Source organism: Methylomarinovum tepidoasis, assembly GCF_030294985.1.
Taxonomy (GTDB): domain Bacteria; phylum Pseudomonadota; class Gammaproteobacteria; order Methylococcales; family Methylothermaceae; genus Methylohalobius; species Methylohalobius tepidoasis.
In genome coordinates this window covers 113,893-128,023 of record NZ_AP024718.1, presented here as the reverse complement: position 1 = coordinate 128,023, position 14,131 = coordinate 113,893, and the positions used below count along the sequence as shown (strand labels likewise).

Here is a 14,131-nt window from a genome sequence, read left to right as displayed (position 1 = left end):
ACGTGTGGTTGAATCAAAAGAAACTTTGGCCGATGGTGACGATGTCACCCGGGCGCAACGGGGTTTGCATGTCCGCATCGATTTCTTTTTGGCCCTTTTCCCGCTTCAGGGTGATGGCACTTTTGGAAGCCCTGGGTGTCAGGCCGCCGGCCATGGAGATGGCTTTTTCCACCGTCAGGCCTTTCTCGTAAGGGTAGGCCCCCGGTCTTTTGACTTCGCCGCGGATATAAATGTTGCGAAAGCGCTTGATGGAGACGGTGACGATGGGTTTCTTCAGGTATCCGTCCGCAAGGCGCCGTTCGATCTCCTTTTCGATCGTTTTGGTGGACAGACCGGCAACCTCGACATCCCCGATCAGAGGAAACGAGAGTATGCCGTTTGGATTGATCGGTATCTCATTGAAGCTGAGATCCGGTTCACCGAACACCCGGATGGTCAGGACGTCACCAGGGGCGACCTGGTAACTTTCGTCGTCCTCTCCTGCCAGCAGCGGATCGAGCAGAAGGAAAGCGAAAAGAAAGCCAATGATCTTAAGGATTACGGGCATATTCGGGCAGTATCTGAACATGGAAGCTTATGATGTTGGCGGCATAGTCACTCAGCCGCAAAGACGAATCACGGGTATCGTGGCGGTATCTCAGGCCGAGATTCAGCCAGTGCAGCATCGCATAGTCTATCTCAAACCCGAAATTGAGGAAACGGTCCCGCCGTTTCGGGCCGAACTTGTTGAAGGTATAGTCATCCTTTTCGTAACCTGCGCTGGTTCGGATGCGGATGCGTTCGGTAGGTTCGTGTTGCAGGGTCAGGCCGATCCGGTTGGCCAGGAAAAGGGTGCTGGCAGTGCTGCTCAATTGGGGCATCCGTTTGGCTCTCAAGGTGACTCTGGAATAAGGTCTGGGCTGCCAATTGATCGACACGCGGGCGCCAAATCCGGAAAAAGGCTTGAAGAATCGCTGGTCCTTGGGGGTGTTGCGGATGTAGCCCAGAAGAATCTCGCCTTGGGTGACAGCGCTGATTTCCCAACTGGCTCCTTGGAAGACGTGCCATTGGTCGAAATCCTGGTCGAAGGTTTTGTTCATCTGGAAGTCATTGATCTGGTACTGGAATTCGGTTACGAGCCAGGTCTTTGGCAGTACATGATAGAGCCAGGTGGCGGTACCGATGTGTCGATTTCTGTCAGAGAATTCGCGTTGATTGTTCTGGAATCTTCGGGAGATCTCCTCGTAGGCCAGTTGCAGCTGGGCTGTAGCGATCCGGCGGCCATAGGTGAACTGGGCGCGGAAGTGATTGTCGTGCCAGCGGTTGGGTTTTGGGGGGGCAAACACCTGGGTTCCCGATACGCCGGGTTGATCGTGCCCGATTTTGTAACGATCGCTCAGTTCCAGCCCCATTTTTTCCGTGGGATGGAAGCCGAAGCCGATGGACATGGCGTGGTCCATGTAATCCTGCTCGTCCAGCACGCGATAGACCCCATAATCCCCCTCATAGCGTACATTGAGGTCATAAACGACTGTGCCTGCTTTCCAGTGTAGCATGGGACGGGCCTGGAACATAGTGTCGGCTTTTTCCCGCTTCTCGCTTCGTAACACATTGTCCAGCCAGGCATAGCCGATCTGTAGTGCTGGATAGAAGCCGGGATTCAGCTGTTGTGTATCAATCGCCAAGCCGTTAAAGGCTACGGGAAACAGCAGAAAAAACAGGCAGGTACGCCGATGAAAATTGCTGAACACTTTTCGGGGTGTGGAGTTGTTCGATCGGTTGGCCGCTGTATCTTGCAAAACAAACGTCGTTATCGCAAGCGCTGTGTGGCCAGTGACCCGGTCCGGGCCGTCGGCCAGTACCTGCTGCAGCGGTACCGGGCATGTCAGGATTTCGGGTATAGTGGGCTGTGCCGTTGATCCATATTGCGCCAGGGGAATCGCTTGAGCCGCCGTTTGTTCCGTTCCACCGCCGTCGTCGGCGGCATGACCCTGATCTCGCGGGTGCTGGGGTTCGTCCGCGACGTGGTCATCGCCTATCTGTTCGGGGCCAACGCCGCCACCGACGCCTTTTTCGTCGCCTTCAAGATCCCCAACTTTCTTCGCCGCCTGTTCGCCGAGGGGGCTTTCTCCCAGGCCTTCGTGCCGGTGATGGCCGAGTACAAGGAACAGCGGGGCCGGGTCGAGCTCAAGCGTTTCCTCGACCGTACCGCCGGTTCCCTGGCCCTGGTGCTGATGGCGGTGACGGTGCTCGGGGTGATCGGCGCGCCGTGGGTGATCCTGGTGTTCGCGCCGGGTTTCGCCCGTTCCGGGGAGGTGTACGCGCTGGCGGTGCAGATGTTGCGGATCACCTTCCCCTATCTGTTCTTCATCGCCTCCACCGCCATGGCCGGAGCGATTCTCAACACCTTCAACCGCTTCGCGGTGCCGGCCTTCACCCCGGTGCTGCTCAATCTGTGCCTGATCGCTTCCGCCTGGTGGCTGGCGCCGCAGCTGCCGCAGCCGGTCACCGCCCTGGCCTGGGGGGTGTTCGCCGCAGGCAGCCTGCAGCTGCTGTTCCAGTTTCCCGCGCTGTGGCGGTTGAAACTGCTGCCCAGACTGCGCTGGGGCTTCCACGATCCCGGCGTGCGCAAGATCCTCAAGCTGATGCTGCCGGCGCTGTTCGGGGTGTCGGTGACCCAGATCAACCTGCTGATCGACACTCTGCTGGCCTCGTTCCTGCCCCACGGCAGCATCTCCTGGCTATACTATTCCGACCGCCTGGTGGAATTTCCCCTCGGGGTGTTCGGCATCGCCCTGGCGACGGTGATCCTGCCCAATCTGTCCAAGGACTGGGCCGCCGGCCGCCGGGAGGATTTCTCCCGCGCCATCGACTGGGCGCTGCGCTGGGTGGTCCTGATCGGCCTGCCGGCGGCGGTGGGCCTGGCGGTGCTGGCCAGGCCCATTCTGGCGACCCTGTTCCAGTACCGTTCCTTCACCGCCCACGACGTTCACATGGCCAGTCTGAGCCTGACGGCCTATGCCGTGGGTCTGATCGGTTTCATCCTGGTCAAGATCCTGGTGCCCGGTTTCACCGCGCGCCAGGACACCCGCACCCCGGTACGCTTCGGGGTGGCGGCGATGGTGGTCAACATCGTATTGAACCTGGGCCTGATCGGCTGGCTGGCCCACGCCGGCCTGGCCCTGGCGACGTCCCTGGCGGCCTGTGTCAACGGAGGGCTGTTGTTGATGCGGCTGAGGCGGTTGGGGGTTTATCGGGCCGGGCCGGGGTGGTGGGGATTGTTGCTGCGGGTGGTGGTTGTCAATGGAATGATGGCGGCCAGCTTGTATTACGCCGCCCGGGAATTTTCCTGGGAGGGGCTGCTGGAGATTCGCTTGTTGCAGTTGGCGGGGTTGATCGGGCTGGGGGTGCTTGTTTACGGCAGCGGTTTGTGGATTGTTGGATTGCGATTCCGGCATCTAAAGGGAGAATCCTCGGCCTCCAGCTGAAGCTGGAGGCCGATCGGTGCAAAATTCAATTATGGACAAGGCTGCTGGCCCGACAGTAGGGTTACGTTGGTGAAATTTTTTGCCCCACAGAGGCTATAGCCGCTCGTTGCATCGCCTGTGACGGTATAGCTGTAAGAAGCTTGGCCGTATGTGTATGTCACTTGTGCGCCGGATGTGCTCCAGCTGCCCACCGTTTTGGAAGGATCCACCGGATCGGAGGGTCCTTTTTTGTAGTCGATCAAAGCACCGCTGGGAGCGTGGTATTCCTGCCATTTTTCCCCGGTGCTGCTATCCGTCACACAGATCGTTTTGCCGCGAAGCACGGTGGCGGCATCGCCTACTGGCGGAGAGGCGCAATCGGCGGACGCGGTAAAGGCCAGTCCGCCCAAAGACAAAGCGGTGAACAGAAGGGCTATGTGTGTGGAGAGTTTCATTTGTCGGACCTCCTTCTTGCTTCTGGTGGATCTGTCTTGACAACTATGGCACAAAGTACCGTGAAGTAAAACAACATCATCCCCCGCGCCGCATCCATCGTACTGCCCGTCAGGCTGACCGTCACGAAGCCCGCCAGCCCCCCCAGGCACGCCAGTTCCCAGGGCCGACCCTCGCGCCAGCCGGGCCACAGCCGCCGGGCGGCCGCATACAGCAGTAGTCCGGCCCCCAGCAGCCCCAGCCAGCCCTGGGCGAAGTATACCTCGATGCCGGCCTGGTGGATGTGCCAGGCCAGGTCGCGGTCGGTGACGAACAGCCAGAAGGTGTCGCCGCGTTCGAAACCGCCGTTGCGGAGCAGATCGTTGCCGGCGGGGGCTAGAAGATGGATGTCGTCCACGTCGATGGGATGGTCGCCGGCGTTGTACAGGGAAAGCTTGAGCGGCCGTCGGCCGTCCCCCAGTTCGCCGCTGTGAAGGACGAGGGTTACCGGTTCCCAGCGGGACGGCCGCTCAGGCTGCAGCCGTTGCCAGTGGCAGCGGAAGGAATACAACAGCGCCTTCTCGCATAGGGGTACGGTCAGGGCGTCTCCGGCGGCGGAGACGCGCAGACGGGCTTGCAGGCGGTAAGGGGTGTGGGGAGCGAGCGCGACCCGTTGGTCCAGGTAGACCGACTCGCCCGGCAGCAGCCGGAGGAAATGCTGCCGTCCTTCGCGGCGGACGAGATAGCCGCCCGGCGGACGGTCGTAGTCGCCGTAGAGCAGATAGTTGAGCGGATAGCGGCCGAAGCCGCTGCCGACGAGGCGGGCCGGCCAGCCGGCGTCCATCAGGTTCAGCGCCCGCTGCCAATGATGCCAGCGGATCGTCAGATCCTGGCCGGAACGTTGCAGGCGATAGCGGGCGAAGCCGTCGCTCAGAATCGGGGCGGCGATCAGAGCGAGCAGCGCCGCCAGGGCGATCGCCACTGGCCAGCGCCGCCGTGCGCCGAGCGCCACCGCCAGAAAGCCTATCGCCATGCCGGCGTAGCCGCCGCGGGAGAAGGTGACCAGCATGGCATAGGCGCTCAGCCCTGCCAGCCCCGCACCCGCCAGACGGACCCAGGGGGAGGGGTGGCGCAGGATCCCCACCAGCAGGAACGGCAAGGCGAGCGCCAAAAACGCCTCGAGATAGGCGCCTCCGGTCTGCATGCTGGCGAAGGTGCCGGTGACGCGGAAGACGTTGTCGAAGTCGGTCAGGCCGACGAAGAGGAAGCGTTCCCGGATCACCACCAACACTTCGACCGCCAGGGCGGCGACGACCGCCTGAAAGACGAGGCAGCGGGCCGATCCGCTCTCCGATTCGGGAATCCGCCGCAGCAACGGGAGCAGCAGCAGCGGCCACAGCAGCCCCTTGCCCTCCAGCCAGGCGTTCAGAGGCGAATGGGACCCGAACGGTTCGTGAAAATCCAGCCCCCGCAGTCCCCGGGCGGTGGCGGCCAGCCAGCTCAGCCACAGCAACGCCACGGCCCACTTTGCGGCGGCGCCGGGCCAGGGGCGCGGTGGCTGCCTGAGACGCAGGGAAACCACCGCCAGGGTGGCCAGCACCAGAAGGTCGAATTCCTCCAGCGGCAGCCGGCCCTCGAAGGGGGCCAGGTCCAGCAGCGGCAGGCAGAAAGGCAGCACGAACAGCCAGGCAAGGGGCTGAAACCACAGGAGCAGGGCGTAACCCGCCACGATTCCCACCCAGATGCCGGCATGGGGGATCCCGGCCAGTCCTGTGAACAGTATCGCTGTGGCGATGGCCGTAGCCGCCAGGGTCTTTCCAGAGGGCAGTGGTGTCGGGGCCGGGGTGGCCACGGACGGGAGAGGTGATGGAGGGGCCTGAGCTCTGCCATCGACGGTCCGGGCGAGCCAGGCGGTCGCGCCGTAGGCCAGGGCGGCGGCCGCGGCGGCGATCAGCAGGTTGGTCGGATCGGGGTGATGGCCGGCGAGCCAGAGCTTGCCCGTCTCCACCGGCAGGGCCAGCAGCGCGGCGAGCCAGGCGGCGGTCCCGGCGCCACCGGCTTCGGGAAGCCGGCGCGCCCGCCGCCGGCACCAGACGGCGATACCGATCGGGACATACAGGGCCAGGTTGGCCAGCAGGCTGGCCATGGCCATCGGCTCGGAGCTGTAATAGTGGTAATAGAAGGGCGTGAAATGCAGGTCGGCGAGGCGTGCCAGACCGACGCCGAAGGGGAGCCGGCCGGCGGTGAACCAGGCGTTGACCAGCAGCAGAGCGAACAGGTAGGGGAACGCCAGCAACGGCAGCACGCGGTTCAGCATGTGGGCGAGGGCGTCCACGCTCTGGCGGCGGAGCCAGTTGGCCAGCATCCCGCCGGCGACCAGGCCGAGGGCGCGGGTCATCAGGGAAATGCCCTGGGCAGTGGCGGAAAGGATGAACAGCTGCACCAGCTCCAGGCCGGCGCCCAACAGCAGGCCCGCCACGGCCAGGCGGCGCAGGCCGAAGGCAGGCCACAGCAGCCCCAGCAGGAGGCCCAGGGGAGCGACCGCCACTGTTTCCACCCCCAGGCGGGCGCCACAGCGGAGCGGACCGCCGCAGCCCGGCGTCACCAGCCAGCCCACGTTGGCGGAGGCAAGGTGAGCGCCCAGCTCGGCCGGGGACAGGGCGATGTCGTAGGGGAACAGGGCCAGGGCGACATAGGCCAACAGGTAGGCGACGGCGGCGGCCTGCAGCGATTCCCGGCCGCCGCGGGTGAAGGCGTCGCCGAGGCGGACGAGGAAGGACCGTCCCCGCCACCACAGCAGGATGCCGCCGAGGCTGCCGAGGCCCTCGGCGATCAGATCGTTGAGGGACACCGTGCGTGGGGCGAAGAACTGCTGGACGAATTCCACCGCGACCGCCACCCCAAGGCAGCCGCCGAAGATCAGAGCCAAGGCCGGCGACGGACGGGGGCGTACCTGCCGAAGCCCCAGGAAGGCGCCACAGGCGAGGAAGGCAAGCGGAATGTAAAGTACGATGTTGGCGATCCAGTCCGCGCGCGAACCTGGTCCCAGTTGCAGATAGGCGAGGTGCTGGAAATTTTCCAGCGCCTGGGTCAGACTCAGGGGGCGGGGCTGGAAGGGAATCAGGCTGCCGTAAACGACGAAGCCAAGGTAGAGCCAGAGATAGCGCAGCAGGCGGCGGTGTTCGGCACTGGGATGCATGACGGCTTCCGGGGATGGATGGGATGATTATAGCGGCTCTCAGGGTGCGATACCTTTTCCTCCTCGCTGTTTTCGGCCTGCTGGCGGCATTGCCGGCCGCCGAAGGCGAGCTGGCGGGATTCCGTTTCTCCCATCCGCGCCTGCCGGTGCCGACGGCGGCGGAGAGGCAGCGTCTAAAGGAAGCGCTGCCGCCCATCGATCAGCACGCGCTGGCGGGGGTGGCGGGTTTCTATTCCACCATTCTGAAAGCCCATCTGCATCCCGATCCGAAGAAGATCGATGCCCTCGTTCGCCGCTTGTCCGGCCTGGCCTACCGGGGGCGCGGTCACCGTCAGGCGATGCCGCTCGCCCAAGCCTACGATTGGCTTTATCCCCGCCTCTCCCCGGCCCAGCGCCGCCGGCTGCAGGACAGACTGGCCGAAGGCTGCCGCTATCTGAGGGACTACATCGAAAGCGCCGCCCTGTCGCCTTACAACGTCTATCTCTACAACGCCCCGTTCCAGGCCCTGATGGCGGTGGCCATCGCCCTTTATGGGGATCATCCTGAAGGCGAGCAGTGCATGGCTTTCGCCTACGATCTGTGGAAACACCGGGTCCTGCCGGTCTGGCGCCAGGTGATGGGCCATACCGGGGGCTGGCACGAAGGCGGAGAATACGTGGGGATCGGCATCGGTCGGGCGGCGTACAGCGTACCGTCGATGTGGCGCCGGGCCACGGGGGAGGACCTGTTCCGGGAGCCTGGGATTCGGGGATTTCTGGATTTTCTCGTCTACCGCCACCGTCCCGATCGGACCCACATGCGCTGGGGCGATGCCGGCCACTTCGACCGCCGGGTGCCGGAGCGTTACGCCCTGGCGCTGGAGTACCGCGACGCTGCCGCCTACACCTTCTTCGGTTGTCCCCGCCGGCTCCGCCCCACCGCCTGGCCCTGGGGGCCGCTGCCGGACGATTCCCTGTGCCGCCCGGAGGCGGTCGAAACCCTGCCGCTGCAGAAACACTTCGACGGCATCGGCATGGTCATCGCCCGCAGCGACTGGCGCAGGGATGCCACCTACGTCACCTTTAAGGCCGGCGACAACTACTGGTCCCACACTCACCTGGACCAGGGCAGCTTCACCCTCTACAAGGGCGGGCCACTGGTCATCGACAGTGGCCTCTACGGACCGAAATACGGGTCCGACCACCACATGAACTACAGCTACCAGACCATCGCCCACAACGTCGTCACCGTGACCGATCCGGACGACACCGCACCGATGCCAGGCAAGGACGAGAAACCGCCGCGTCTCATCGCCAACGACGGCGGCCAGCGCCGGGTCGGCTCCGGGTGGGGGAAGCGGGCGCCCATCGATTTGGACGAATGGCGGGAGGACTACGAGACTTACCACACCGGCCGCATCGCCCGTTATCACGCCGGCGACGGTCTGGTGGTGGCGGTGGCGGAACTGACGCCGGCCTATACCAACCACCGTTGCGGCGAAGGCAATTTCTTCGACCGCACCTGCCGGGTCGAACGCTACTGGCGCACTTTCCTCTACGACCGCCGCAACGACGTGGTGGTGATCCACGACGACGTGACCGCCACCGACCCCGCTTTCATCAAGCGCCTTCTGATTCACACCCTCGAACGACCGAGGCTCGGTGAGGGCGGTTTTCGGGTCGATGTTCCGCCGAAGCCGCAACTGCACCGCCGCGGCGGATACCTGGAGGCGAAGGTGTTGTTCCCCAAGGAAGCCTATCTGAATCCCAGCGGTGGCCCCGGCTTCGAATTCTGGGTGGATGGTCGGAATTACGATGAGAGCGGCGAGGTCTGGCGCAAGGTGGCGGCCCACCGGGAGCCCAGACCGGAGCCGGGGCGCTGGCGGGTGGAGGTGGTGCCGCCGGCGGCCCGCAAGCGTGACCGTTTCCTGCTGGTGCTGAAGCCTGCGTTGCGGGGGGAGGCCAATCCGACCGCAGTGATTCCGTGGCGGGAAGGCGAAGTCATCGGTTGCCGCCTGCAAGGGAAGCGCCCGCTCCGGTTGCGGTTTCCGGCCGGCCGTCCCGGCGTCCTCGTCGATCTGCCGGGCGGGACGCTCGATCTGACCGTCGAGGCCCGTTGACGGCGGCGAATTTGCTAAAATGCCCTGCTTTGTTCGATCATTGATGCGATGCGCCTGATCCGCGGCCTCCATAACCTGCCGGCACCCGGGACGGTGGCGACCATCGGCAATTTCGACGGCGTCCACCTGGGGCACCGCTACGTCATCCACCGTCTGGCGGCGGTGGGGGCGCGGATGGGGCTGCCGGTGACGGTGGTGCTGTTCGAACCCCAGCCGCAGGAGTATTTCCGCGGCGCCGCGGCGCCGGCGCGGTTGACCCGCCTGCGGGAGAAGGTCGCCCGCCTGGCCGAGCTGCCGGTGGATCGGGTCCTGGTGCTGCGCTTCGACCGGCGGCTGGCGCCGTTGCCGGCTGCGGCGTTCATCGACCGGGTGCTGGTCCAGGGGCTAGGGGTGAAATATCTGGTGGTGGGGGACGATTTCCGCTTCGGCCGGGGGCGGGAAGGGGATTTCGCCCTGCTGCGCCGGGTCGGTGAAACCCGGGGCTTCGAGGTGGTCCAGGCCCCCTCGTTCACCCTCGAAGGCGTGCGCGTGAGCAGCACCCGGGTGCGCGAGGCGCTGGAGCGGGGGGACATGGAGACCGCGGCGGAATTTCTCGGCCGGCCCTATTCCATGTGCGGTCGGGTGGCCGCCGGGCGCCAGCGGGGCCGGGACCTGGGGTTTCCCACCGCCAACATCGACCCCTTCCGCCGCAAGAGCCCGGTCAGCGGGGTGTTCGCCGTCACCGTCACCGGCGTGGCCGAACGGCCCTGGCCGGGGGTGGCCAACGTCGGTGTCCGTCCCACGGTCGCCGGCACCCGGGTGTGGCTCGAGGTGCATCTGTTCGATTTTCACGGCGATCTGTACGGTCGCCAGCTGGAAGTGTTCTTCCGGCACAAATTGCGCGAGGAGCGCCGCTTTCCCTCGTTGGAGGCGTTGCGTGCCCAGATTCAACAGGACGCGGCCCAGGCCCGCCAGTGGCTCGAAGACAAGGAACCCACATGGACTACAAACACACTCTGAACCTGCCCAAGACCGATTTCCCCATGCGCGCCAATCTGGCCAAGCGCGAACCCGAGCGCCTGGCCCGTTGGCAGGAAATGAAGCTGTACCGAAAGGTGCGCGAGCGTTTCGCAGGCTCCCCCAAGTTCGTGCTCCACGACGGCCCGCCCTACGCCAACGGTCCCATCCACATCGGTCATGCGGTCAACAAGATCCTCAAGGATTTCATCGTCAAGTCCAAGGCCCTGAGCGGCTTCGACGCCCCCTACGTGCCCGGCTGGGACTGCCACGGCCTGCCCATCGAGCAGCAGGTGGAGAAGACCGTGGGCAAGGCCGGGGTCAAGGTCAGCCCCGCCGAGTTCCGCGCCGCCTGCCGCGACTACGCCCGTTCCCAGGTGGAGCTGCAGCGCAAGGATTTCGTCCGCCTCGGCGGGCTGGCGGACTGGGAGCACCCCTACCTCACCATGGCGCCGGCGTTCGAGGCCAACATTCTGCGCGCCTTCGGCAAGATCCTCGCCCACGGCCACGTCACCCGCGGCGCCAAGCCGGTTTACTGGTGCACCGACTGTGGCTCGGCGCTGGCGGAAGCCGAGGTGGAATACGAGAACAAGCGCTCGCCAGCCATCGACGTGCGCTTCCGGGTGGTGGACGAGGCCGACTTTCTGGCCCGCTGCCACCGGGTGCCCGACCACGAAGGGGAGGGGCCGATCTCGGTAGTGATCTGGACCACCACCCCCTGGACCCTGCCCGCCAACCAGGCGGTCGCCATCCATCCGGAGCTGGAATACGCCGTGGTCCAGTGCCGCACCGATAAGGGACCGGAACGTCTGGTGGTGGCCGAGGGGCTGCTCAAGGAGGTCATGGCCCGTTACGGCATCGACGACTACCGCGTCGTGGCCTACTGCCGCGGCCGTGATCTGGAGGGCGTCAAGCTCCAGCATTCCTTCTACGACCGCCAGGTGCCCGTCATCCTGGGCGAGCACGTCACCCTGGAGGCCGGCACCGGCGCGGTCCACACCGCCCCCGGCCACGGTGAGGACGACTATCTGGTGGGGCGCAAATACGACCTGCCGGTGGACAATCCCGTCGGCGGCGACGGCCGTTTCCTGCCCAACACCCCGCTGTTCGCCGGCGAGCACGTGTTCACCGCCAACGACAAAGTCATCGAGGTGCTGCGCGAGCGCGGCGCCCTGCTGCACGCCGAGGTGATCGAGCACAGCTATCCCCACTGCTGGCGCCACAAGACCCCGATCATCTTCCGCGCCACGCCGCAGTGGTTCATCGCCATGGACAAACAGGGGCTGCGGCGAAAGGCGCTGGAAGAAATCAAAAAGGTGCGCTGGATTCCCGACTGGGGCCAGGCCCGCATCGAGGCGATGGTGGAAAACCGCCCCGACTGGTGCATCTCGCGCCAGCGCAACTGGGGGGTGCCGATCGCGGTGTTCCTCCACAAGGAAACCGGGGACCTGCATCCGCGCACCCAGGAATTCATCGAGGAAGTCGCCCGGCGCATGGAGGAAAAGGGGATCGACGCCTGGTTCGAGCTCGATCCCGAAGAACTGCTGGGCGAGGAAGCCGGGCAGTACGACAAGGTCACCGACATCCTCGATGTCTGGTTCGACTCCGGCGTCACCCACGAGTGCGTATTGCGCCGCCGCCAGGAACTGGGCTTTCCGGCCGACATGTACCTGGAGGGCTCCGACCAGCACCGGGGCTGGTTCCAGTCCTCGCTGCTGACCTCGGTGGCCATCAACGATGCCGCCCCCTACCGCCAGGTGCTGACCCACGGTTTCACCGTGGACGAGAAGGGCTACAAGATGTCCAAGTCCCGCGGCAACGTGATCGCCCCCCAGCAGGTGATGGACAGGCTCGGTGCCGACGTGCTGCGCCTGTGGGTGTCGGCCACCGACTACCGCGGCGAGATGGCGGTTTCCGACGAGATCCTGGGCCGCACCGCCGACGTTTATCGTCGCCTGCGCAACACCGCCCGTTATCTGCTGGCCAACATGGTCGGTTTCGACCCGGCCGCGCACAAAGTGCCCTATGAGAACATGCTGCCCCTGGACCGCTGGGCGGTGGACCGGGCCCTGCAGTTGCAGCGGGAGGTGATCGCCGCTTACGAGGACTACCAGTTCCACCGCGTCTATCAGAAGGTCCACAATTTCTGCGCCGTGGACATGGGCGGTTTCTATCTCGACGTCATCAAGGACCGCCAGTACACCTGCCAGGCCGACAGCCTGGCGCGGCGTTCGGCCCAGACCGCCATGTACCACATCGCCGAGGCGCTGGTGCGCTGGCTGGCGCCGATCCTGAGCTTCACCGCCGACGAGATCTGGGAGTTCATGCCCGGCGAGCGGGAGGAATCGGTGTTCCTCACCACCTGGTACGAGGGGCTGCAGGCGCTGCCGGAGGACCAGCCCATGAACCGCACTTTCTGGGAACAGGTGCTGGCGGTGCGCGAGGCGGTGTCCAAGGAGTTGGAGAAGCTGCGCGAGCGCGGTGGCATCGGCTCGTCCCTGGAGGCGGAAGTCACCCTCTACGCCGACGAGGCGTTGCAGGAAATCCTCGGGCGGCTGGCCGACGAGCTGCGCTTCGTCCTCATCACCTCCAGGGCCGAGGTCAGGCCCCTGGCGGAGGCGCCGGCGGCTGCCGAACCGGCCGAGGAGCTGGAAGGGCTGAAGATCCTGGCCGAACCCTCTCCCCATCCCAAGTGCGTGCGCTGCTGGCACCGGCGCGAGGACGTGGGCAGCCACCCGGAGCATCCGCAGTTGTGCGGCCGCTGCGTGGAAAACGTGGCCGGTTCCGGCGAAGTGCGCCGGTATGCGTGAGCGCCTCGGCTGGCTGGCGCTGGCGGCGGCCGTGGTGATCCTCGACCAGCTCACCAAGGCGTGGGTGGTGGCGGGATTGCCTTACCGCCACGCCGTCGAACTGCTGCCGTTCTTCCGCCTGGTCCACGTCCACAACACCGGGGCGGCGTTCAGCTTTCTCGCCGGCGCCGGCGGCTGGCAGCGCTGGTTCTTCGTCGCCCTGGCCCTGGGGGCCAGCGTGATCCTGACGGTGTGGCTCTGGCGCCTGCCCAGGGGGCGGTGGCTGGAGGCCGCCGGCGTCAGCCTGATTCTCGGCGGGGCCCTGGGCAACTTCATCGACCGCATTCGCTACGGCTTCGTGGTCGATTTTCTCGATTTCCATCTGGGCGGCTGGCACTGGCCGGCCTTCAACCTTGCCGACACGGCGATCACCGTAGGGGTGGGGCTGTTGTTGTGGCAGAGTTTCTTTTCTTCCGAATCAACCCGAGAACCTGAGGAGCGACATGGCGGTTGACCCCAAAAAGCGCCAGAAGAAATTGCAGAAGAAGGCGCAGAAACGCAAGCGGAAAACGGTCGTCAAGAAGCAGGCCAAGGGCCTGCGGCCGGAGAAGTACCTGGAGCATCCCATCATCGACTGTCTGGTGGGCGCAAGCGTTGACAAGGTCGGCATGGGCAGCGTGCTGCTGGCGCGCGAAACCCCGTATGCCGAAGTCGCCGTCAGCGCTTTCGTGGTGGACACCTACTGCCTGGGGGTGCGCGAGGCTTTCTTCACCGTGATGCGCAAGGCCGATTATCTGAGCAAGCTCAAGCCCATGCTCACCAACACCCACGCTGAAGGCGTCAATCCGGTGGAACTGTGCTGCGCCCGCAAGCTGCTGCAGGGGGCGGCCGCGTACGCCAAGGAACTGGGCTTCGAGCCGGCGGAGGAATACTGGCGCGCAGAGAAGCTCTTCGGCGATGCCGACCCGTCCCGGTGCGAGACGGAATACACCTACGGTCACGATGGCAAGCCCTGTTACGTCCAGGGCCCCAACGACGACATGAAGACCGTCCGCTACGTGCTCGAACGCCTGACCGAGCGCGTGGGGGAGGGCAACTTCGACTACGTGGTCGAAATCGACGGCGAGCAGCAGGCCAGCCGGCCGGAATTGCTGGAGATGCTGGAATAGT

10 protein-coding genes are annotated in these 14,131 nt (G+C 65.1%); 6 read left to right on the top strand and 4 right to left on the bottom strand.

Features of this window, described 5'->3' with window-relative positions; all coding sequences use genetic code 11:
- Positions 1 to 13 precede the first annotated feature (13 nt).
- Positions 14 to 547 carry a polysaccharide biosynthesis/export family protein gene (locus tag MIN45_RS00630; RefSeq protein ID WP_286292698.1) on the bottom strand — a complete coding sequence of 178 codons (534 nt, stop codon included), beginning with the start codon at positions 545 to 547 and terminating at the stop codon, positions 14 to 16.
- Positions 531 to 1,778: an outer membrane beta-barrel protein gene (locus tag MIN45_RS00625; RefSeq protein ID WP_286292697.1), complete on the bottom strand. Its 1,248-nt coding sequence runs from the start codon at positions 1,776 to 1,778 to the stop codon at positions 531 to 533. Before MIN45_RS00625 ends, MIN45_RS00630 begins: the two co-directional genes overlap by 17 nt.
- A gap of 144 nt (positions 1,779 to 1,922) precedes the next feature.
- Here MIN45_RS00625 and murJ point away from each other — a divergent pair, with 144 nt between their 5' ends.
- Positions 1,923 to 3,467 carry a murein biosynthesis integral membrane protein MurJ gene (murJ, locus tag MIN45_RS00620; protein ID WP_286292696.1) on the top strand — a complete coding sequence of 515 codons (1,545 nt, stop codon included), beginning with the start codon at positions 1,923 to 1,925 and terminating at the stop codon, positions 3,465 to 3,467.
- Positions 3,468 to 3,496: 29 nt separating this feature from the next.
- On the opposite strand, the gene MIN45_RS00615 is transcribed toward murJ, so the two are convergent.
- The gene (locus MIN45_RS00615) at positions 3,497 to 3,901 is read right to left on the bottom strand and encodes a hypothetical protein (protein WP_286292695.1); all 405 of its coding nucleotides are present in this window, start codon (positions 3,899 to 3,901) and stop codon (positions 3,497 to 3,499) included.
- A complete protein-coding gene (locus tag MIN45_RS00610) occupies positions 3,898 to 7,077 on the bottom strand; it encodes a VanZ family protein (protein WP_286292694.1) in 3,180 nt (1,059 codons plus the stop codon). The genes MIN45_RS00615 and MIN45_RS00610 overlap by 4 nt, the downstream gene beginning before the upstream one ends.
- A gap of 44 nt (positions 7,078 to 7,121) precedes the next feature.
- Between MIN45_RS00610 and MIN45_RS00605 the strand changes: the two genes are divergently transcribed.
- From MIN45_RS00605 to MIN45_RS00585, 5 genes are read left to right on the top strand one after another with little or no spacing between them, the layout of a single operon-like run.
- A complete protein-coding gene (locus MIN45_RS00605; RefSeq protein ID WP_286292693.1) occupies positions 7,122 to 9,176 on the top strand; it encodes a DUF4962 domain-containing protein in 2,055 nt (684 codons plus the stop codon).
- A 48-nt stretch (positions 9,177 to 9,224) separates the two neighbouring features.
- Entirely contained in the window at positions 9,225 to 10,175 is a 951-nt protein-coding gene (gene ribF, locus MIN45_RS00600) for a bifunctional riboflavin kinase/FAD synthetase (protein ID WP_286292692.1), read from the top strand.
- Positions 10,154 to 12,982 (top strand): isoleucine--tRNA ligase, encoded by a 2,829-nt coding sequence (ileS, locus tag MIN45_RS00595; RefSeq protein WP_286292691.1) that lies wholly within the window; start codon positions 10,154 to 10,156, stop codon positions 12,980 to 12,982. The genes ribF and ileS overlap by 22 nt, the downstream gene beginning before the upstream one ends.
- Positions 12,975 to 13,475, top strand: a complete 501-nt coding sequence (gene lspA / locus MIN45_RS00590) for a signal peptidase II (RefSeq protein WP_286292690.1) — start codon at positions 12,975 to 12,977, stop codon at positions 13,473 to 13,475. Before ileS ends, lspA begins: the two co-directional genes overlap by 8 nt.
- Entirely contained in the window at positions 13,465 to 14,130 is a 666-nt protein-coding gene (locus MIN45_RS00585) for a hypothetical protein (RefSeq protein ID WP_286292689.1), read from the top strand. The genes lspA and MIN45_RS00585 overlap by 11 nt, the downstream gene beginning before the upstream one ends.
- The last annotated feature ends 1 nt before the right edge of the window (position 14,131 follow it).

Bases quoted from the DNA above. Each gene is read 5' to 3' on its own strand.
- MIN45_RS00630 (WP_286292698.1), bottom strand. From the start codon at position 547: ATGCCCGTAATCCTTAAGATCATTGGCTTTCTTTTCGCTTTCCTTCTG.
- MIN45_RS00615 (WP_286292695.1), bottom strand. From the start codon at position 3,901: ATGAAACTCTCCACACACATAGCCCTTCTGTTCACCGCTTTGTCTTTG.
- MIN45_RS00610 (WP_286292694.1), bottom strand. From the start codon at position 7,077: ATGCATCCCAGTGCCGAACACCGCCGCCTGCTGCGCTATCTCTGGCTC.
- ribF (WP_286292692.1), top strand. From the start codon at position 9,225: ATGCGCCTGATCCGCGGCCTCCATAACCTGCCGGCACCCGGGACGGTG.
- ileS (WP_286292691.1), top strand. From the start codon at position 10,154: ATGGACTACAAACACACTCTGAACCTGCCCAAGACCGATTTCCCCATG.
- lspA (WP_286292690.1), top strand. From the start codon at position 12,975: ATGCGTGAGCGCCTCGGCTGGCTGGCGCTGGCGGCGGCCGTGGTGATC.
- MIN45_RS00585 (WP_286292689.1), top strand. From the start codon at position 13,465: ATGGCGGTTGACCCCAAAAAGCGCCAGAAGAAATTGCAGAAGAAGGCG.